Source organism: Dulcicalothrix desertica PCC 7102 (assembly GCF_003991905.1).
Taxonomy (GTDB): Bacteria; Cyanobacteriota; Cyanobacteriia; order Cyanobacteriales; family Nostocaceae; genus Dulcicalothrix; species Dulcicalothrix desertica.
On sequence record NZ_RSCL01000013.1, the window covers coordinates 243,976 to 266,323 of the forward strand.

Below are 22,348 nucleotides of genomic sequence, written 5' to 3' on the forward strand. Positions count from 1 at the left end.
CCGCTCCACAAGAGAGAGTTTGATAGTTTAACATGCAGGCGCCACAAATGCTTTAGAGTGAGGTATTACTTTTGGTGCAGTACTTGTTAATATAATAGTTCCATCTTTGTCTACTTTCCATGCTTGTGCTTCTATAAGTGAATTATTATTGTTGTTATATGTAGTGGTTTGAGATTGTTGATTGGGAATTTGTACTGTAGAATTTTCTAGAGAAATCCAATCGGTATCGGGTATTGTAGTGTTTCTTAAAAATTCTGTTGGATTTGTAGCTAGTCCTCTGCGTCCAACTATAGAGAATTTGTTTTGCTGAGTAGTGTCTGCTTTGCAAGCTTGGGTTATTGTTGGGACATTAGGTTTTTCTGGTAAATTAACTAAACCGCTACTACTATCAACATCTGGATTGGTAATGCTTACTACCCCGTCTAAATTCGCATTAGTTTGAGAAATTGCAGAAATGTCACTTGTAGAAAGCTTTTGTGGGTCGATTTGAGATGGGTCGTTACTACCTATCTTGCGTATTAAATCTTCTCTATCAAGTGCTTCGATACCTAATATACCACTCGCGTTAATTGTTATTTTACCACCAGAACCGCTAAACCCATTCGCTATAATATCATTATTTTCATTTCTTGCCGCAACTATAAAACCGTTACGAGCATTAATTATAATGTTACCACCATCACCGCTCGATTGTATTTTACCTGCACTGGTAGATATTAAACTATTACGACGCATCTGTAATAATTGTGTTTGCAAGGTAATATTACCACCTTGCCCTAAATCTGTCTCGGATGTAATTTTTCCTTGATTATCAATGAGTATGGAATTTGCTGTTATATCTAAATTACCTGCTCTACCTAAATTAAATCTGTCTCCAAGATATTTCACACCAGGACGAATTTTGACTTGACTACCTACCTTTATTTCCCCACCATCATTAACTACTAGTTTTCCTGTATTAACAATTAATTTTCCAGCATTACCAGAACCTAATGTGGTAGCAGCTAAAGTACTGTTGTTGTCAAAATATTTACCAGCTATTTCTACTAACTGTGTAGCATTAATAGTTAAATTACCAGCGTTACCTGTTGCTGGCAATAATATTGTAGACTGTACAAAATTACCAGTTGATTCAACTGCAATAGTTCCTCCATGTTTCACTTTTAATACATCAGTATTAATATTAACATTACCTGCGTTTCCACTTGCGTAGGTTGTACTGCTGATTGCGCTGATAGCAAGAAAATTAGCTTCAGTATATAAACTACCTACTACATCTATAGTAGAAGCATTTATAGTTAAATTTCCTCCTGTACCTTTTCCAACTGTACCAGTTAGCACTTGGGCGCCATCTTGAAGTGTAAGTTTATTTGCATCAATAACAATATCACCAGCATTTTTGTCACCTAAAGTTAAATTCAAAATACCACCAACACCAAATATTTCTATAATATTGCCAATAACATGAATATTTCCACTACCGCTATTACCACTAGTTGTAATATTCGATGAATTTAAAATATTTCTGCTTGTAATTTGTATGTTTTGAAAACTCTTAACATCTTTGTATCCAAAAATCCAATCACCACTTGTTGGTATTAAATTCACAAAACTATTACTTCCAACGCTTCCAAGTTCTATTTGACCTAGCGGTGCTGTTAAACTTCCTGACTCTAAATAAATATCACCACCTATTAATGCTAAAGTTTTGCCAGGTGAAACCCGCAAACCTTCAGGACTATTATAATAATTTGTTGCACCGTTCGGACTTGCTTGAGATTGATTACGAATTGGTGCAGGATTGGCGCCAAATTGTAAACCAATTGGTGTACTTATTGTAAGTAAAGGTGTTTGAGGTTCTACTGCGCTATATTTGCTACCGTCTGAGAATTTTATACTGCTAGCTGTAGTGCCAACAAACGAACCGCCAATATCTAATGAGGCACTGGCGCCGAATATAATACCATTAGGATTTATTAGAAACAGATTCGCGGCGCCGTTACTGCGAAGTATACCATCGATATTGGAGGTAGACTTGCCTGTAACTCTAGTAATTATGTTTTGAATATCTGAAGAGTTATTGAAGTAAGCTGTTTCTGTATTTAAAACTGAGAATTGTTCAAAACTATGAAATAAGTTTTTTCCAGTTTCTGTTCCACCTTCTATAACTTTGATATTCTCTTGACCCGAAACACGCGAATTTATCGGTAGAGTACTATCTGGATTAATTTGAGCTACACAAGTATTAGATAGTACACTCATTTGTAATGTTGCAAAAAATATAATTCTTGCACAATCTAACTGATTGTAATGTACTGACGGATGTAACATTTGTGTAATCACGCTCGCGAGAATATTTTGTAAGGTGGGCAGGAGGTGCCCACAATACTACATTATCAGCAAGGGCAGCAGCGACCGCACCAACAGCAACTAAGTAGCTTTAATTCCTCTCCTGGAATTTGTTCTAAGCTTTGTTGCATTTCTTGGTCGCTAAGTGCTACACCCATGCGTTGTATTTTATTCAAGTCAATAACAGCATCAAACCTAATGACTTTTTCTGCTGTCAAACCATAACTCTTAAGTATCTCATCCATTTGAGAGTTATCTAGAGCTTTCATGAATTCTTGTAAAACTGCATGTTGAAACTGCTGCAATTTGGTTGCATCTTCTGGAAGTGGACCGTAATCAGGGACTGGGTATGTGTTTGATTCTAGTTGTTTGCTCATAAGTGTTGTAAGTGTTATCTTTCTGTAATCACAACTAAAAGCGTTGTGCTTCTGTCTTGCTATAGATGCGAGGCTTATCAACTTATGCACTCTCACACAACAACAAAAAACGGCAGTATTAGGGATGTAACAAGCTGTACACTTAAATTTATGCCAATTTGGCATAAATTTAGGCTTTATGTGTTGGAATTAACTTAGATACCATAAAATTGTCAAAGCTTAAGAAATAATTGTCATGTAGATGGCTTATGTGTTAAGTATGACTTTCGTACTGACGCTTAGTTTGAGTGGTGTGGTTTAGCAAATTCGTTTATTATGTTTTATAAATTGCTTTTAAACAGTCGCATTCAGCGATTTTACATTTGTTTATATCTTGTTGTTATAACTGTAATTAATTCAGTAGAACCACTGAAGGCACAGGTAATAAGACCAGAGGATTTACCAGGTAGACAGCAAAATCCAGATTTCCCGCGTCCAGAGATAAAGCCACCATCTGATAGACCTTTGCCTGAACCAACGGCGCCACCACAGTTGCCACCTCCCGACCAATTGTTACCAGGCAGCGATGTAAATCCACCGATAGCACCCGAACAAAATCAGCCTGGAGATATCCCGCAGACAATAACAGTAACAAAATTTAACGTGACTGGTAGTACTGTATTCAGTGCGAAAGATTTTGATAAGATTACAGAAAAGTATAGAAACCGTGCAATTACAATTGCCGAACTATTTCAGGTTCGCTCAGAAATTACAAAGTATTACGTTGACAAAGGTTATATTACGAGTGGAGCATATATACCACCACAAAAGCTCAAAGATGGGGTAGTTGAAATTCGAGTTATTGAAGGTTCGCTCGAAGAAATTAAGGTAAACGGTACACGCAGACTCAATGCTGGTTATGTACGAAGTCGTTTAGAAATTGCCACTAGAAAACCTTTAAATAGAGAACGTTTGCTCGAAGCGTTACAAGTCCTTCAGTTGAACCCGTTAATTCAAAATCTTTCTGCGGAACTAGCTGCGGGTACTCGTCCTGGTGTTAGTACACTTGAAGTCTCTGTGCGTGAAGCTAAAACATTTGACGCGCAGTTTAGTATTGATAATGGACGTTCACCAAGTGTAGGTAGTTTTAGGCGCTCTGTGCAATTAAGCGAAGCAAACCTTTTAGGATGGGGTGATAGTTTGAGCGGTAGCTATACGAATACCGATGGTAGCAACTCTTTTGACTTTAACTATACAGTGCCAATTAATCCTCGCAACGGCACTTTTGCTTTTAGTTACGGAACATCTGACAACAACGTTATCGAACGTCCCTTTAATACACTTGATATTGAATCATATTCAAAATATTACGAAGTTACACTACGTCAACCCATCATTCAAAAACCAAATCGTGAGTTAGCAGTAGGACTAGCACTAACTCGACGCGAAAGTCAAGCTAGCTTATTAAATGACGACCCAAATGGGCCAATTCCATTTCCTGCTGTTGGCGCCGACTCTAATGGTAGAACTAGTGTAACAGCATTACGGTTTATTCAAGAATGGACGCAACGCGATAGTCAGCAGGTATTTGCCGCACGTTCGCAGTTTAGTGTTGGACTCGATGCACTTAATTCTACAACTAACGCCGATTCTCCAGATAGTAGGTTTTATGCATGGAGAGGACAAGCACAGTGGGTAAGGTTACTTGCTCCTGATACTTTATTACTTTTACGTGGAGACTTACAGTTTGCCGACAGACCACTTGTTGCACTCGAACAATTTGGTTTGGGTGGACAACAAAGCGTTAGAGGATATCGTCAAGATGCGTTACTTACTGACAATGGATTTTTTGCTAGTGCAGAAGTTCGCTTACCAATATGGCGCCAGCGTCAGTCACAATCAGTATTACAAGTGGTACCCTTCATTGATGTCGGTACATCATGGAATAAAGGTGATACTCCTAATCCTGAAACAAGTACTTTAGTATCAACAGGTTTAGGATTACGATTACAGTTGGGTAGCCAGTTAAATGCACAAATAGACTGGGGTATTCCTTTAGTATCTATAGACTCAAGGAAAAACACGTGGCAAGAAAATGGTATTTATTTCTCCGTTATTTACAATCTATTTTGAAATGGAGATCCCCCCAACCCCCCTTATTAAGGGGGGTTAGGGGGGATTTAATTTTATTATGTTTATTAACGTTTGCACTGCCAAGTCTTGCAAACCCGCATTATGCACAAAATATCACCCCAATAATCCAAAACCAAAAATCTCAAACCGACCAAGGTAAACTATTATATGATGCTGGCAGATATTCCGAAGCCGTGCAAATATTACACCAAGCAGTACAAGAATATCAAAAACAAGGTGATATTTTAAAACAAGCTGCCACCTTGGGTAACTTATCTTTAGCATATCAGCAGCTTGGTAATTGGAAGTTGGCTTCTGTTGCACTTACAACTAGTTTGCGTTTACAAGGAGCAGAACCAAAAAACCAAAACCTGTTAGCCCAAACTTTAATTATACAAGGGCGCCTATTATTTTCTACAGGGCAAACGAATGCAGCACTCTCAACATGGAGACAAGCAGAAAAAGAATTTGAGAAAGCAGGTAATAAACACGGCAGTTTAAAAGCGCGTGTTCAGCAAGCACAGTCACTACAAATATTGGGTTACTATTATAACGCGGTTAAACTTCTCAAAGAAGTAAATGCGGCATTTGACTCACAACCAGGTTCGATAGAGAAATTAGCGGGTTTGCGTTCGCTAGGTGACGCTTTGCAATTAGTTGGGGATTTAAAGCAATCACGCATAATTTTAGAACAAAGTTTAAAAGTTGCTCGTGCTTTAAATAATAATACTGAAATTGGCAAAAGTTTATTGAGTTTAGCAAATCATGCACTCTCAGCGCGAAAATTGCAGCAAGCTATTGAATATTACAAACAAACAGTTGATATATCTCCATCACCGCAAATTAAAGTCGAAGCATTACTGAATCATGTAAGTTTATTAATACAAGCTAAAAAATATACAGAAGCTACAAGCTTAATTTCTGTAATTGAACCGCTACTTCAACAACTTCCACCAAGTCGCACAGCTATTTACGCACGAATTAACTTTGCAGACCGTTTAATGCAAATAGACCGTAATATGCAACGTTCTTATACTGTACTTGCGACTGCTATTCAAATTGCGCGCGATATTAATGATAATCATGCATATGCATACGCATTGAGTGAGATGGGAGAGTTGTACGAAAAAACGCGACAGTATCCAGAAGCGCTAAAATTAACTCAACAGGCTTTAGTGATAGCGCAAGCAGAAAATGTAGATGATGTGATTACGTATCAATTACAGTGGCAGCTTGGTCGATTGTTACGTACACAACGCGATATTAAAGGCGCCATTGTGTCATATAATGCAGCAGTAGAAACACTATCGAAACTTCGTAGTGATTTAGTAGCGGTGAATACTGATGTACAGTTTAGTTTCAAAGAGAGCGTAGAACCAGTATATCGTCAATTGGTAGCACTACTTTTAGAATCGCAAACTCCTGGGCGCCCAGACCCAAAAGTTCTTGATCAAGCACGTCAGCATATTGAAGCTTTGCAACTTGCCGAACTCGATAACTTTTTTAAAGAAGCTTGTTTACAAGGCAAAAAAGTTGTCTTAGATAAAGTTGTAGACAAAGAGAATCCGAATACAGCTATACTTTATCCTATTATTCTTGCTGACACACTCCAAGTTATAGTCAAAATTCCCAATCAACAGCTAAAACTCTACACAACTAAAATTAGTCTTGCTGAGGTAGAGACAACAGTTGCCCAACTCAGACGCGATTTAATTGACCCTTCAGCAATTGAAAGCTTAAAAATTCAATCGCAAAAGCTTTATACATGGCTAGTTAAAGAGTTAGAACCTAATTTGGCGCCTAATGGTGTTAATACTCTTGTATTTATTCCTGACACTGTTTTGGGTAGCATACCATTCTCAGCGCTTTTTGATGGAAAAAATTACTTGGTTGAAAAATATGCAATTGCAATGAATGCGGGGTTACAGCTTTTAGACCCTCAACCATTGCAAAGACAAAAGCTAAATGCTTTAACTGCTGGTTTAATCGAACCTCCATATCCATATAAAGAATTTGCTTCCTTACCTGGAATAAAATTAGAGTTAGAGCAAATTAACCAAGCTGGGATTAAAACCAAAACATTGCTGAATCAGCAATTTACAAGTAAAAAGTTAGACAATTTAGTTCAGGATACACCTTTCAACATTGTTCATCTTGCCACTCACGGTCAATTTAGTTCGCGTGTGGAAGATACGTTTATTTTGGCAGCAGATGGACCCATTAACGTCCGTGAATTCGATAATATATTGCGTAGTCGTGACCAAACTCAGCAAGAAGCACTACAATTACTTGTTTTGAGCGCTTGCCAAACTGCCGAAGGTGATAAACGTGCTGCACTTGGTTTAGCTGGAGTTGCTATTAAAGCAGGCGCCCGTAGTACACTTGCTTCATTATGGCAAATCGAAGATGAACCAACAGCAATATTTGTAGGTGAATTTTACCGCAAATTGAAAGACGCAAAACTTAGTAGAGCATTTGCACTACAACAAGCACAGTTAAAGCTTCTCAACCATCCTAATTATAAGGCGCCAACTCATTGGGCAGCATATGTATTAATAGGTAATTGGTTGTAATTGTACTACAGGCGACCCTCAACCGACTCCAAATCCTGATCATAAAGTGGTAAGGGCAGGTCTCGAAAATCTTATAGGTGACTTCTACACCTGCTTTTTTAGCTCCTTCCACTGCAATTTTTACCAGTTTTTTGTTGAATGATTCTTTGCGGGCACTCCCGGCAAAAGCAAGAATTTTGGCAGCAGCCATAAGTTCTCCTGTTCTTTTGAATGGGTCTGGATATAGGACGGGGCAAGAAAAAGCCCATCCCACAATTCAGTACTAAGGTAAAGAATATCTGCGTTAATTTTGACAATGTGCAACTGAGTATGTTCAGTTTGGAAATAACGACACAAACATTGAATGCGGAACGTTACCTAAACAAGCCTAAATAAAAAGAACCATTTTTTTATCTTTAATGCAAAACTTGTCTTTTTTTAGATTAGAACTATATAGAAGTTATACATCTACCCAAAAGCTTACTAAATGCCGAGAAATAATCTAATACTATTGATGGATACTAAGCATTTGAAAATTGTTCTAAGTTGAACGTGCAATGCTATAAGGTAACTAAGAGCCATGCTGTAACAACTTTAACTTTCAGTATAAGGTTAAGCATTTTTTACCACAGTGGTTCAATATCAAAACGTATAAGAGTAAAAAATCAAGCATCATTAATGCTAGTTTTACTGATATTTTTCAATTAATGACTTACCCACAGAAACCAGGTTTCTAGGATTTTGGCGTAAGTCCCTGTAATTAATGACTTGAGTAAGACTTTTTTCAAAAATAAAAAGATATTTTATGAAATATAAGGAGAACAAATATGTCAAATAACTTAAATTCCTACCTACCTACACCGACTAAACAAAGATTTGCAACCACCTTCGGCGTAGTCAGACCGATTAGCTTCTGGGTACAGTTAGCACTAGGTGGTGTTTCTGGCTTGGCTTTGTTTTTGGCAATCTTTAGCCGTAATTTCACTGTTCAACCAACGACGAATCCAGTCATGGGGTTTGGAGTATTTTTAGGTGTTATTGGGATTTTAGTGCTGTGTTTTAGGTTATATTGGGCGAGCCGTTACAGGCGTTTAAACAACCTTTTACAGTCGTCTAATCGTGAATTACATCCAAGGAAAGACGAAGTAATTCAAGTATTACAAATTGGATTAATCGTTAGTTTTATCGGGCTATTGTTAGCTTTTTTAGCATCTGATGTTACCGTAATTTCTGTACTATCGAAAGCTATAGCTCTACCCCAAGGAGTCGCAGTTTATAGACCAGAAAGTACCATTCGTTCCCTAGACATTTTTGTAATTTTAGCAAATGTCAATCTAATTGGTGCCCATCTTGTAGGAGGCGCTACTTCACTTGGGCTGCTTAACTGGTTAGATTAAAAGGATAAATGGCAAGGAAATAATGAATCATTTGCGGCGGCGACTAAGTAACTCTTTTATAGTTCACTTGTTACTATTATTCGCCCTTGGTTGGGCAATTTTACAGCTTTTCATTTATTTTGAAACAGTAATTGTAATTTTCACATTCGCCGCAATTTTAGCTGCTTTACTAAATTACCCAGTTCGTTGGTTGCGGCGTTTTTTACCCCGTACAGTCGCAGTAATTTTGGTTTTCTTAATAAGCCTGTTAATTATTACCGCTGTAGCAATAACTCTCGGTTTAGCAATACTGTCTCAAGGACAACAACTCATTGATAGAGTTTTAGAAATTGGTAACTCTATTGGTTCTTTGCTAGAGCAAATACAGGCTTTTCTGCAAACTCGCAACTTGCAAGTAAATTTGAATGCTATTGCCGTGCCAATCAGAAACTTTGTTTCATCAGGTATTAGTTATATTATCAGCTTTTTGGGGTCTTCTCTGACCAATTTTGTAAATTTAATTTTTATTGCGGTTGTCACTCTTTTTATGTTGCTAAACGGAAAAAGCGTTTGGCGTTTTGTGTTGAAAATTGTACCTGAAAATTCGCGTCAACGCTTTGCTCATACAGTTGAAAAAAAGCTTTTAGGGTTTTTTAAAGGGCAATTAATTTTAATGTTATTTCTGTCAATCTCTAATTTTTTAGTTTTCATATTACTAAAAGTTCCTTTTCCTTTAGTTTTATCTCTAATAATTGGAGTTATTGATGCGGTTCCGGGAATTGGTGCAACATTAGGAATTGGTACTGTTTTTTTAATTTTGTTAACTCAAGATGTTTTGCTTGCTTTCAAAGTTTTAGCAGCTTCGATTATACTTCAGCAAATCCAAGATAACTTAATTTCACCAAGAGTTATGCAAAATTCAGTTAATGTTAACCCTGTAGTTACATTTTTTGCTCTATTAGTCGGAGCAAGGATTGCTGGGTTGTTAGGGATTTTCCTTGCTGTTCCAATTGCTGGTTTAGTTGTCAGTTTATTAGAAATTGATGAGTTGAAAGGTGAGACATAGAGAGTACTGCGAAGTTTGCGCTCTGACGGTATCCGCTAGAAGCAACGCTCCACAGAAGGCGCCCTCTTGAAGCAAGAAGTTGCCTTGCTTGAGAGTGTGCGGACTGGAGCTACTCTCATTTGTGCCATCGTCGGAGAAAAATGATTCTTGCATTCTAAATCCCTTATCAAATCTGTCAGAACTCAATTCAAGTATTTAAGTATAAATACTGGAACAATATTTTAACAGTTACGAGTCGTGTAAAAATAACTTGATAAACTATTGGTCTGTGTCAAAAGTTTTGGTGTGTTCTTTCTTCTTAATTCTTTCTTTGCGTCCTTTGCGGTTCGTTTCTCTAACCTCTCAAAATTAATGACATGGAATACTATTGGCACACATATTCGTAGATAAGGAGTATTATGTCAACTGTAGTGATATTAGTAGCGTTCGGCTTTTACGCTCACGTATTTACAAGACAAATGAAGAAGTTAGCGATATTGAGCTAATCGATAAGTCAGTTTTTCCAGACTTTCAGAGAGCAAACAATTCAGATAGATATAATGCAAAAAAATAATAAAATTACATCTATCTTTAGGTTGGAATAAAATTGACAATGCCAAAATTTGAAGATACGCTAAAATCGATCTATGCGCCATCGCGTCAAGAATGGCGCCAATGGCTTAGAGAAAACCACAGTACTGAGGAAGGTATTTGGCTTATTTATTACAAAGTTAAAAGCGGTAAAGCAAGTGTAAAATATAGCGAAGCGGTAAAAGAAGCTTTGTGTTTTGGGTGGATTGATAGCAAAGTTAAATCCTTAGATGCAGAACGTTACATGCAAATATTTACACCTCGCAAACCCAAAAGCGTTTGGTCAAAGCTAAATAAGCAATATATAGAAGAACTTACCGAACTTCGTTTAATGACCGAAGCTGGTTTAATTAAAATTGAAGCAGCAAAACTCGATGGTTCTTGGACTAGCTTGGATGCTATCGAAGCGTTGATTATTCCAGATGATTTACAATTAGCTTTGCAAGCAAACGAGATAGCGTTTCAGAATTTCCAAGCATTTAGCAACACCTCTAAAAAGAATATCCTTTCATGGATTACATCTGCGCGGCGCCTAGAAACAAGATTAAACCGGATTGAGCAAACGGTAAATGCAGCAGCACAAAATAAAAATCCTTTATCACAATAAACTTATTTTGTCAAGGATGAAATTTAATTTTGATTCAATTGGTTATATTTGTTTTGCCAGTGGGAAATATAGAGACAGTGACAGTTAGTTAAATTTCCCTGGAGATGATGATGCAGTCGATGATACTCGGTTATGAAATTACAGAATTAATTCACGAAGGTTTAAATTCAGTCATTTACCGAGGGGTGTCGGAATCTAGACGAGTAATTCTCAAGGTTCTCAAAGCTGAGTATCCTTCGCTTGAGCAAGTAGCACGGTTAAAGCATGAGTACAGTATTATTGAAAGTCTAGACTTGCCCACGGTTGTTAGAGCTATAAGTTTAGAGAACTATCAAAATAGTGTGGTTTTGGTATTGTCCGATTTTGGTGGTATAAGTCTCAAGCATTACCTAGAAAATCATCAATTATCACTCGTTTCATTTCTAAGCATTGCCGTACAGCTTGCACAAGCACTTTTATCGCTGCATCAACACCACATCATTCATAAAGATGTTAAACCAGCAAATATCATTATAAATCCACATACGCACGAAGTTAAGTTAACAGACTTTAGCATCGCTTCACGTTTAGATAAAGAAACACTCCAAATCGTTAACCCCGACCAACTCGAAGGTACTTTAGCGTATATATCCCCCGAACAAACAGGACGGATGAATCGTTCGCTTGATTACCGCAGCGATTTTTACTCGTTAGGGGTAACTTTCTATGAAATGCTTACAGGTAACTTACCGTTTCAATCGGATGATGCCCTGAATATTATATATTCTCACATTGCTCTTTCGGCGCCGTCTCTTCAAACAAATTCAAACGTACCACCTGTGTTAGCTGCGATAATTGAGAAATTAATGGCTAAAAACGCAGAAGACCGTTACCAAAGCGCGAATGGATTATTGAAAGATTTACAATGCTGCTTGGATGAAGCTAAAAGTACTGGAGCAATTAGAGATTTTGCGTTAGGGGAGAATGACAAAACTGCTCAACTGCTATTCTGTGAAAAACTATATGGACGAGAACAAGAAGTCAAAACGTTATTAGCTGCTTTTGAACGAACTACAAAAGAAGATAAAAAGACCAACAGAAGTGAAGTGGTGTTGGTATCCGGATATTCAGGGATTGGAAAATCTTCTTTGGTACATGAGATTCATAAACCCATTGTGCTACAGCGGGGATTTTTCGTCTTCGGTAAATTCGACCAATTTCATCGCACGGTTCCTTATGCTGCTTTTACTCAAGCTTTTAAATCACTAATACAACAGTTACTTACGCTCGGTACCCAAGAGTTAAGAGTTTGGAAAGATAAGTTATTAGTTGCGTTATTTCCCAACGCACAAGTAATAATAGATATTATTCCAGAACTCAAATTAATTATAGGGGATGTGGAGGCGCCTGTTGCAGCTTTAAGTTTTACAGAAGCACAAAACCGTTTTAACCAGGTATTCCGTGCATTTGTAGATGTTTTTGCTTTGAAAGAACATCCTTTGGTTGTGTTTATCGATGACTTACAATGGGCAGATATTGCCTCGCTGAAGTTAATGCAGCTTTTACTTAACATAAGCGATAGTCAATATTTACTCTTTATTGGAGCATACCGAGATAATGAAGTCAGTTCTACACATGTACTAATGCAAACTGTAGAGGATATTCAAAAAGCTGGAACAACAGTAAATTATATAACACTTAAGCCATTAGCACTTGAGTGTGTACAACAGTTAGTCAGTGATGCTTTACAAGAACCATTAACAACGCATCATCAAGAGTTAGCATTATTATTATTCAATCAAACATCGGGTAATCCTTTCTTTTTGACGCAGATGCTGAAAACGCTGTATCAAGAAGAATTACTACGCTTTGATTTTGCTTGTGAGTGTTGGAGTTGGGAGCTAGAGCAAATTCAAAGTGCGGGTATTATAAACTTGGGTGTTGTAGAGCTAATGTCGAGTAATATTAGTAAATTACCTAGTACAACACAGTCAGCGTTACAGTTTGCAGCTTGTATAGGCGCCTGCTTTGAGTTACATATATTAGCAGCAGTATTAGATTTATCTATATCTGAACTTCTTAACACTCTGTGGATAGCAATACAGCAAGGATTTATTTTACCAATCACTTCTAGCTCTAAATTGTCATTGCTAATGGCAAATAGTTCTGATGCTTACGATTCCAAGTTAGAGTTTAAATTTCTTCATGATAGAGTACAGCAAGCTGCTTATTGTTTAATTCCAGATAACCAAAAACCAACTATACATCTTAAAATCGGTCAACTTTTACTCAATACCTCAGCACATAAGTTAGAAGATAATATATTAGATACCGTTAATCATCTAAATATTGCTGTTGATTTATTAACCGCATCTGAAAAAGAGCAGCTAATACAGCTTAACATTAAAGCTAGTCAAAAAGCAAAAGCAGCAAATGCATATGATACAGCAGTTCGTAATCTAAACTTCAATTCAAACTTACTACCCGTAAACACCTGGCAAACTCATTATAAACTAACTTTAGATTTATACACAGAATTAGCAGGCGCCGAATTTTTAAATATCAATTACCAACGTGCGTTAGAATTGAGTAAAGTTATATTAAGCCAAGCTGTAGATGTACTCGATAAAGTTGCTGCATACGAAATAATATTGCGAACTTATTACAGTACAGCACAATACCAAAATGGAATTGAATTTGGAATAGAAGCACTCGAAGAACTAAAAGTTAACTTGCTAGAAGAATTACCAGAGAATGTAGATTTTGATAAATTAGAAAATTTACCAGAAATTCAAGATGAATACCAAATAGCTGTGTTAAAAGTGCTGGTGACATTTTCTGGTTGTGCATTCATGTCTGATGCTAACTTATATAGAAAAATCATCTTGACGATGGCAGATATTTCTATGCAATATGGTCATTCGGGTACTGCTGCTTATGCGTATGTTGCTTGTGGTTTTAATAGTAATGGTACTGGCAATATTGATTTAGGTTATCGATATGGATTATTATCGCTTCAAATTTTAGACAAATTTAATGATAATAGATTTTATCCCAAAGTAAAAGTAATTTATTATGGTTTAATTGCTCATTGGAAACAACATATTAAATTCACATTACAGCCACTTTTACACACGATGTATAAAGCAATTGAAATAGGTGATTTAGAATATGCTAGTATCGGTTCTGGTTATTATTGCCTAAATTTAATATTTGGTACAGAGACAATTGATTTAATTGCTGCTAAAATGGCTGATAAAATTATTTTTTTAGAGAAGTTTAATCAATTAGTTTCCATTTATTTTATTAAAATTTTGCATCAATTAATTTTGAATTTAAAAGGTGTAAATAGTCATCCATGCGAGCTAAACGGGCAAAGCTTCGATGAAAATCAAATGATGCCATTTATCATTGATAATAAAATTTCGATTTTGATGTTTATAGTTGACTTTTCTAAGTTAATTCTTAACTATTTATTCAAGCGATATACAGAAGCTATCGAATATGCTCTTTTAGCAGAGAAGAATACGATGACTATGGTATCATCAGTAACTATACCGCAACACAATTTTTATTATTCTTTGTCACTGATTGCTAATTATGTCAATGTCTGTTCATTACAACAAGAAGTGTATTTAAATCAAATTGAATTAAATCAAGCGCAAATGAAAGATTGGGCAGCACATTGTCCTAGTAATTATCAAAATAAATATGAGTTAGTCGAAGCAGAGAAGTCTCGGATATTAGGTAAGTATTGGGAAGCAATGCAGTTTTATGATGCTGCGATTAAAAACGCAAGTGAAAACGAATTTATTCTTGAACTTGCTTTAGCTTATGAACTCGCAGGTGAATTTTATTTGAGCCAAGATAAACCAAAAATTGCCAAACTTTATTTGAGTGATGCTTATTATGCTTATAAAAAGTGGGGAGCAAACGCTAAAGTCAAACATCTCGAATCACAATACCCTTATCTAACTACGATTATCTCACAACCTACCTGTCTATTAAATAGTACTAAAACTAATACAACTAATATCACGAATATCACGAATATCACGAATACAGCTACTACTTATAAAGGCGCCTCATTTGATATAACTACAGTAGTCAAAGCATATCAAGCTTTATCAAGCGAGATAGTCATTGATAAACTGCTGTTCATACTAATGCAATTAATACGTGAGAACGCAGGAGCGCAAAAAATCTACTTTTTAGCAGTGCGTCAACAAGATTTATATATAGAAGCTGTCTTAGACACTGATAGCGATAATGCTAAAGTACTACAATCTAGAGCGCTTACCGAATCTCATCAATTACCTGTTTCTCTTATATATTATGTGCAACGCACTCGTAATTACTTATTATTAGATGATGGCGCCTTAGAAATATGGAGTAAAGATACTTACATACAAAAGTATCAGCCATTGTCAGCTTTAATTTTTCCAGTCATCAGTAAAAATGAACTGGTTGGAATTTTATATTTAGAGAACAATCTTGTAAAAGGCGCCTTTACAAGTAATCATATAGAACTACTCAGCATAATTGCTGCTCAAGCTGCAATTTCTTTGGAGAACGCACGGTTTTATGAGACTTTGGAGCAAAAAGTTTCTGAACGTACTCAAGAATTACGTGAAACTCAGTTAAAATTGATTCAAAGTGAGAAAATGTCGAGTTTAGGACAACTAGTTGCGGGAATAGCTCACGAAATCAACAATCCCATCAACTTTATTCAGGGTAACATTACATATACACACGAATCTACCCAATCTTTACTTGATATAGTGCAGAAGTATCAACAAGATTATCCAAATTCAGTTATCAATGATGAGAATAGCTTTGACTTGGAATTTATGCAATCCGATTTACCCAAAGCGTTTATGTCGATGAAGAATGGAGTTGCAAGAGTAAAGGATATTGTACTGTCTTTGAGAAATTTTGCGCGTTTGGATGAAGCTGAGTATAAGGAAGCTGATATTCATGAAGGTTTAGATAATACTTTGATGCTTTTAACGCCAAAATTAGAAAAAATTCAAGTTATTAAAGAGTATAGTAATTTACCTCAAGTATTTTGTTTTGCAGGAGAATTAAACCAGGTATTTATGCATCTACTTAATAATGCCATTGATGCTGTGGTAAATATTAAGGCGCCGAAAATAAGAATTATTACTGAATTAAGAAACAATCAAATCGCTGTAGTAATTGCAGACAATGGAAAAGGAATTAATCCAGAAATCAGAGAGAAAATACTCGACCCATTTTTTACAACCAAACCAGTAGGACAAGGAACGGGTTTAGGGTTATCCATTAGCCATCAAATTATAATGCAACATAGCGGGCAGTTGTTTTTTACATCACAATTAGGAGTAGGTACTGAGTTTACGATATTACTGCCCTATACTAAAGTGGTTGCCTGTTCCTGACAAGTCGATGCATGAATCATTTGCCGCTTGGCGCCGGGAAAATGCTACGCTTAAATGATTATTCTCAATACAGTTAAGATATCGCTAACAGGTGCTTTCTGCTCATCCAATTTTAAGATTTGAGGCAATATTCGTTTAGAGATGTACTTTGATGATTTAATGAGTCTATCTCCCTCACTCCAAACTTCGTAATGGTAATAAGCTTGTAAATAAACCTTACGATTTTTTTTAACTAGGCGCCAATAAACATAACCACTACCTTCCCCTTTTTTCCGTCGTGTTTTACTAGGGAATATATTACCACCGAAATCATTACTAGGGTCGTTTTCCATATCCCCTAGTAAATCGAGGCTATTTTTACTAGGGGATATATTACTACCCGAATCATTACTAGGGTTTTTACTAGGGTTGGTTGCGATATCCCCTAGTAAATCGAGGTTATTTTTACTAGGGGATATATTGCCACCGGAGCGATTACTAGGGTTTTTACTAGGGTCGTTTTTCATATCCCCTAGTAAATCGAGGTTATTTTTACTAGGGGATATATTGCCACCCGAATCATTACTAGGGTTTTTACTAGGGTCGTTTTTCATATCCCCTAGTAAATCGAGGTTATTTTTACTAGGGGATATATTGCCACCCGAATCATTACTAGGGTTTTTACTAGGGTCGTTTTCCATATCCCCTAGTAAATTGGGGTTATTTTTACTAGGGGATATATTGCCACCGGAGCGATTATTAGGGTTTTTACTAGGGTTGGTTTCCATATCCCCTAGTAAATCGGAGTTATTTTTACTAGGGGATATATTACTACCCGAATCATTACTAGGGTTTTTACTAGGGTCGTTTTCCATATCCCCTAGTAAATCGGAGTTATTTTTACTAGGGGATATATTGCCACCCGAATCATTACTAGGGTTTTTACTAGGGTCGTTTTCCATATCCCCTAGTAAATCGAGGTTATTTTTACTAGGGGATATATTGCCACCCGAATCATTACTAGGGTTTTTACTAGGGTCGTTTTCCATATCCCCTAGTAAATTGGGGTTATTTTTACTAGGGGATATATTACTACCCGAATCATTACTAGGGTTTTTACTAGGGTCGTTTCCCATATCCCCTAGTAATTTTAATATCTCTACAACCGTGCGTTTTTGCTCAACAGCTTCTTTAACTTGACTTACTAGGTCTTTGGGAATATATTTCGTTCGTTTTTTGCCCTGAAGCTTCCAACTATAAAAGAATTGCGAATAATCTTTTCCATTCTTTGTAATTGTACGGCAGTAAATAGAACCACTTCCTTTTGCATACCCACTGTTTTTACTAGGGTTATTTTTGTTATCTTCTCCTGATATTGAGTATTTGCCACCATTGTTTCTTACTCTACTCAGTACAACCTTTTTGGCGCCATAAACAATTGAGTTGAAATAACTGTTAACATTTGCTGGTAATGAATTTGAAGCTTGTACTGGCTGTTGTTGTTGCCGCGAGTTGATGTTATAAATTGAACGTGATTCCATTATGTAATAGCACCCTTAATAAATATAATTCTCATTATTATTAAAAAGTATTCGTTAAATACATGCTTGCTGTGCAGGTTTTAACTTCATTGCTAGTTGTTATTTTTCTCTGTTCAGATGATTGTAAGACATGAGCTAGCACCGTGTAAAGAGAATATAGGAATATAGCGATGTAGTTTATTGTAGAATATAAGCAGTCTGTATTAGCTGATGGCAAAAATTAAGAAATAAGCAAATTGCGATAGTAATTACAGGCAATAGTAAAGTAATTACTCCCGGTTCGCCCATTTTTTTTATGAGTTATAAAAAAGACCTTCATTTTCAATACTGCTCGTATGGGCAATCGGGGAGCAAATATTCAGCTAATCAATAGGCAGTTCATGTATGATTGTGGCGGCGCCTGTAACAATTCTACAAATACAATACGTTAAGTTTTCTAATATTAACAAGATCGGCGCCTGCATAAATGATGGCTTGTTTTCAAAATTACCAAGTTAATCAAATTTACTTACATACGAATATATGCTTAAACTTAGTCAAGCTTTATCTTTTGTATGCTTCACAGTTCTGACTTTTGATCTTGCACTGCTTGCGTCAAATAAAACCAGTAGTTGCTGCATCACTTTCCGTCAGAATCAGAAACAAAATAATTGACTTATTTTTTACAATAAAACCTCTAGAGCAAGGAACGGGTTTAAGGTTATCGATTAACTGAAATCTTGCACATCTAAGTAAAAACTTTTAAATACATAAATAGCAGTAACAAAAACAACATTTATTATTTAGTCCTATGCGCGAGGACTTTTGCCCCACCGCATAGTACTTTGAGTACTATACGGGTAGGAACGTAGTCAACCAAATGAGAATACAGCATAACGGACAGTTGTTTTTTACATCACAATTAGGAGTAGGCGCCGAGTTTAGTATATTACTGCCGTATAGTGGAAAAGTTGCTAGTTCTTGAGAATTTTATAGATATCGTGCGTAATATCTTTAAAATTAGCAGATATCTGAATAGCAGCATTTACCGTCTAGGAGTAAATATGACATGCAATGCTTTGCCACTGCCAATATCTGAAACTGCGATTCTTACAGCACGGAGTTTTGCGACTCAGCAACCAACTCGTGAAAAAGCCGAAAAAGTTCTTTTGAATACACTTTCAGTGTTGACTGTGAGCTACTACCTTAATTTAATGGGTGTGTCAACTGACGTTAATGTTGGTGACTCTTGGAATCCAGTTATGCGGTTATCTACGGATGTTGCTGATTTGGATGTGCCTGGGGTTGGTAAAATTGAATGTCGTCCTGCTTCTATAAATGAGGATTTTTGTTACATCCCTCCTGAAAGTTGGGGTACACGTGTAGCTTATGTTGTGGTGGTGATTGATGAGTGTTTGGAGGAAGCTAAAGTGATGGGGTTTGTAAAGGGTTGCAGTACTGAAGTACTGCATTACGATGAGTTGTTGCCGTTGGAGGGTTTAGTAGAATATCTTGAATGGCAGAAGTTAGCTCAATCAACTTTAGTTAGTTTGAGTCGATGGGTGTCTGGTGTGGTTGAATATGGTTGGCAAACTGTTGAGTCTTTACTCGAAAATCCTCAACTTCGACCCGTGTATGTTTTTCGTAGTGTGGAAGCTATTAGTGGTGATACAGTATTAAAGGAGACTGAGGCACATTCCGTTAGACGGGCAAAGTTATTTGATTTGGGAATTCAAATTGCCAATCAACCCGTTATATTAATAGTGGAAATTACACCTCAATCAGATTCTAAAACTAGTGTACGTCTACAATTGCATCCCACAGGCGCCGTTTATTTACAGCCATCTATTGTATTATCTGTATTGGATGAGTCTCTGAATTTATTCTTAGAAGCTCAATCACGAAGTGCCGATAATTACATTCAGTTACAGTTTAGTGGTGAAGTTGGAGAAAGGTTTAGTGTAAGGGTAGGACATGATGGAGCTTATATTACCGAACATTTTGTAATTTAGTTCGTATACTACCGAATTTGGGACTTCACACTTTGTTATATGGGCAAGCTAGTTGTTTTAAAATTTGGTGACGGCAGTTTCGATGTCGGATTTACTGTAACGTTACAAATTGGGACTGAAGGTAGACTACCTGATATCGAAATTATGGGTAGATTACCAGCGGCGCCGCAATTATTAATGTACTATAATCATTGGCGTTCAAATTACCGACGTTTAGGTAGTGCGTTTCGTTTGTCTGCTGATAAAGTACAGGTAACGAATGTATCCATAACTGCTGATTGTCAAACAACTGCTCAAATTCTCCGCACAAACTTTAATTCTTGGTTACAATCTGATTCCTTCCGTCCATTACGAGAAAAATGGTTGGAACGTCTCGATAGTACAGATAATATTAGAGTTATACTACAAACAGAAAATAGTACATTGTTACGCTTGCCTTGGCACGCTTGGGACTTGTTAGAACGCTACACTTCATCAGAAATAGCAGTTTCATCTCCCAACTACGAACGCAGCGATATTATTCATCATACCAATTCGAGGGTTAAGATTTTAGCAATAGTTGGTGATAGTAGAGGTATTGATACTAAAGCAGATAGAAACATACTCGAACGAATACCCGACACAGATATTACTTTTTTAGTCGAGCCAAGGCGCCAGGAGTTGAATGACCAGTTATGGGATAATAATTGGGATATATTATTTTTTGCTGGACACAGTTTAACGCAGTCAGACGAAAGCGGCAAAATATATTTGAATCAAACCGATAGTTTGAGTATGACAGAACTGCGGTATGCGCTTAAAAAAGCTGTTGCTCGTGGATTACAATTAGCAATATTTAATTCTTGTGATGGTTTAGGGTTAGCAAGAGAACTTTCTTGCTTACAAATACCCGAAATCATTTTTATGCGTGAACCTGTTCCTGACAAAATTGCTAGCGAATTTTTAAAGTATTTTCTTTCGGAATTTGCAAATGGAACAGAATTTTATCTCGCTGTACGTCTTGCCAGAGAGAGATTACAGGGACTTGAGGATAAATTTCCCAATTGCACTTGGCTACCAATGATTTGCCAAAGTAATCCGATACAGATACCCTTAAATTGGCGCCAGCTTTTAAATAATATCACAACATCTACAGAAATAAGTAATAATAACAATAATAAGATATCGGCACCGTCAAATAATCTTTATAATTATCGAAATAAAATCTACTTTACTATAATTGTTAGTTTAGTTACATCCGTATTAATATTAATGCGATTATTTGGGTTATTTGAGAATACAGAGTTAAAAACATTCGACCAGATGCTGTGGCTACGTTCTTTAGTAGTTAAAGAACAACCCGATAATCGTATAATAATGGTGACAATAGATGATAATGACTTAGCAGAACAACGTCGCAAAGGTGAGTCTCTGAAGGGAACTTCAATCTCAGATAAATATTTAAACATACTTTTAGAAAAATTAGAACAGTATCAACCCTCTGTAATTGGTCTAGATATATACCGCGACTTTAAATCTGAAGACCCAGAGTTAACAAAGCGTCTTCAGCAAACAACAAATTTAATTACTATATGTAAAGGTAGTTATATTGGCGCCAATAGTAAAGGTATAGCACCACCACCAGAAATCCCTTCTCAAGATATTCGAGACCGTTTGGGATTTAGTGATTTTATTCGAGACGAAGATGGTATAATTAGGCGCCATCTATTGTTTATGAAGCAAGAACCCAACTCGCTATGTACAGCAGAGTATTCTTTAAGCTTACAGTTAGCGTTTGAATATTTTAAATTTAAAGGTATTAAGGAAGTTACTATAAACCCTGCTGATAATACACTCAAAATTGACAAAGTGACTTTCCAACCCTTGACTCGTTATAGTGGAGGATATCAAAATATCGACGCGAGTGGTGGACAAGTTTTGCTCAACTGGCGCGCGAGTGATAAACTATCTGAGAAAGTATCGCTGACAGAAATTTTAACCTCTCAGGTCAACCCAAATTCCTTCAAGGACAAAATTGTACTTATTGGAGTTGTTGCCAAAGGAGATTTACAAGATTATTTACCAACCCCGTTAGGTAGTGACCCAGATACACAAAAGTCAGGAGTGCTAATTCACGCACATATGCTAAGTCAAATTCTTAGTCATGTTCTTGATAATCGCTCTTTACTACAAACTTTGGCGCCTATACATGAGATAATTTGGATATTGAGTTCATCTTTAGTAGGAGGAGTTTTAACGCTACGATTGCCTAAACAAAGAATGCAATTGATAATCACTATCATGACAGCGGCTGGAATAGTTTATATAGTGTGTTTTGGGTTCCTGTTATCGAGTTATTGGGCGCCGTTAGTACCAAGTGTAATAGCATTAAGTGGAACGGCTTTGATAATAAAGAGCATTAGGTTTTAGCTATTTTGCCGTAGGTGGAA

12 protein-coding genes are annotated in these 22,348 nt (G+C 36.5%); 8 read left to right on the forward strand and 4 right to left on the reverse strand.

Annotation, left to right across the window (positions count from 1 at the left end; all coding sequences use genetic code 11):
• Window positions 1–27 precede the first annotated feature (27 nt).
• Together DSM106972_RS26665 and DSM106972_RS26670 are read right to left on the reverse strand one after the other, a co-directional pair.
• On the reverse strand, window positions 28–2,262 hold the full coding sequence (locus DSM106972_RS26665) for a two-partner secretion domain-containing protein (protein WP_233787265.1): 2,235 nt from the start codon (window positions 2,260–2,262) through the stop codon (window positions 28–30).
• A 134-nt stretch (window positions 2,263–2,396) separates the two neighbouring features.
• Complete coding sequence (locus DSM106972_RS26670) at window positions 2,397–2,726, reverse strand: hypothetical protein (RefSeq protein ID WP_127083531.1); 330 nt, start codon at window positions 2,724–2,726, stop codon at window positions 2,397–2,399.
• Between the two features lie 315 nt (window positions 2,727–3,041).
• Here DSM106972_RS26670 and DSM106972_RS26675 point away from each other — a divergent pair, with 315 nt between their 5' ends.
• Entirely contained in the window at window positions 3,042–4,838 is a 1,797-nt protein-coding gene (locus DSM106972_RS26675; RefSeq protein WP_127083532.1) for a ShlB/FhaC/HecB family hemolysin secretion/activation protein, read from the forward strand.
• Window positions 4,835–7,411 (forward strand): CHAT domain-containing protein, encoded by a 2,577-nt coding sequence (locus tag DSM106972_RS26680; RefSeq protein WP_186538533.1) that lies wholly within the window; start codon window positions 4,835–4,837, stop codon window positions 7,409–7,411. The genes DSM106972_RS26675 and DSM106972_RS26680 overlap by 4 nt, the downstream gene beginning before the upstream one ends.
• Here DSM106972_RS26680 and DSM106972_RS55900 read toward each other — a convergent pair.
• Window positions 7,353–7,601, reverse strand: coding sequence for an NADPH-dependent FMN reductase (locus DSM106972_RS55900; protein ID WP_233787264.1), 249 nt, complete (start codon window positions 7,599–7,601; stop codon window positions 7,353–7,355). The genes DSM106972_RS26680 and DSM106972_RS55900 overlap by 59 nt on opposite strands.
• A gap of 616 nt (window positions 7,602–8,217) precedes the next feature.
• Here DSM106972_RS55900 and DSM106972_RS26690 point away from each other — a divergent pair.
• The 4 genes from DSM106972_RS26690 to DSM106972_RS26705 all read left to right on the forward strand — a co-directional run bounded on the left by DSM106972_RS26690 (window position 8,218) and on the right by DSM106972_RS26705 (window position 16,408).
• Complete coding sequence (locus tag DSM106972_RS26690; RefSeq protein WP_127083533.1) at window positions 8,218–8,787, forward strand: DUF3611 family protein; 570 nt, start codon at window positions 8,218–8,220, stop codon at window positions 8,785–8,787.
• A 22-nt stretch (window positions 8,788–8,809) separates the two neighbouring features.
• Entirely contained in the window at window positions 8,810–9,832 is a 1,023-nt protein-coding gene (locus DSM106972_RS26695) for an AI-2E family transporter (protein WP_201800790.1), read from the forward strand.
• A 592-nt stretch (window positions 9,833–10,424) separates the two neighbouring features.
• Complete coding sequence (locus DSM106972_RS26700) at window positions 10,425–11,009, forward strand: YdeI/OmpD-associated family protein (RefSeq protein WP_127083535.1); 585 nt, start codon at window positions 10,425–10,427, stop codon at window positions 11,007–11,009.
• 119 nt (window positions 11,010–11,128) lie between these two features.
• Window positions 11,129–16,408 (forward strand): trifunctional serine/threonine-protein kinase/ATP-binding protein/sensor histidine kinase, encoded by a 5,280-nt coding sequence (locus DSM106972_RS26705; protein WP_127083536.1) that lies wholly within the window; start codon window positions 11,129–11,131, stop codon window positions 16,406–16,408.
• Window positions 16,409–16,458: 50 nt separating this feature from the next.
• On the opposite strand, the gene DSM106972_RS26710 is transcribed toward DSM106972_RS26705, so the two are convergent.
• Window positions 16,459–17,928, reverse strand: coding sequence for a DUF6788 family protein (locus DSM106972_RS26710; RefSeq protein WP_127083537.1), 1,470 nt, complete (start codon window positions 17,926–17,928; stop codon window positions 16,459–16,461).
• A 1,043-nt stretch (window positions 17,929–18,971) separates the two neighbouring features.
• Between DSM106972_RS26710 and DSM106972_RS26715 the strand changes: the two genes are divergently transcribed.
• Both DSM106972_RS26715 and DSM106972_RS26720 read left to right on the forward strand, forming a co-directional pair.
• A complete protein-coding gene (locus tag DSM106972_RS26715; protein WP_127083538.1) occupies window positions 18,972–19,919 on the forward strand; it encodes a DUF1822 family protein in 948 nt (315 codons plus the stop codon).
• Window positions 19,920–19,958: 39 nt separating this feature from the next.
• On the forward strand, window positions 19,959–22,328 hold the full coding sequence (locus DSM106972_RS26720) for a CHASE2 domain-containing protein (RefSeq protein ID WP_127083539.1): 2,370 nt from the start codon (window positions 19,959–19,961) through the stop codon (window positions 22,326–22,328).
• Window positions 22,329–22,348 lie beyond the last annotated feature (20 nt).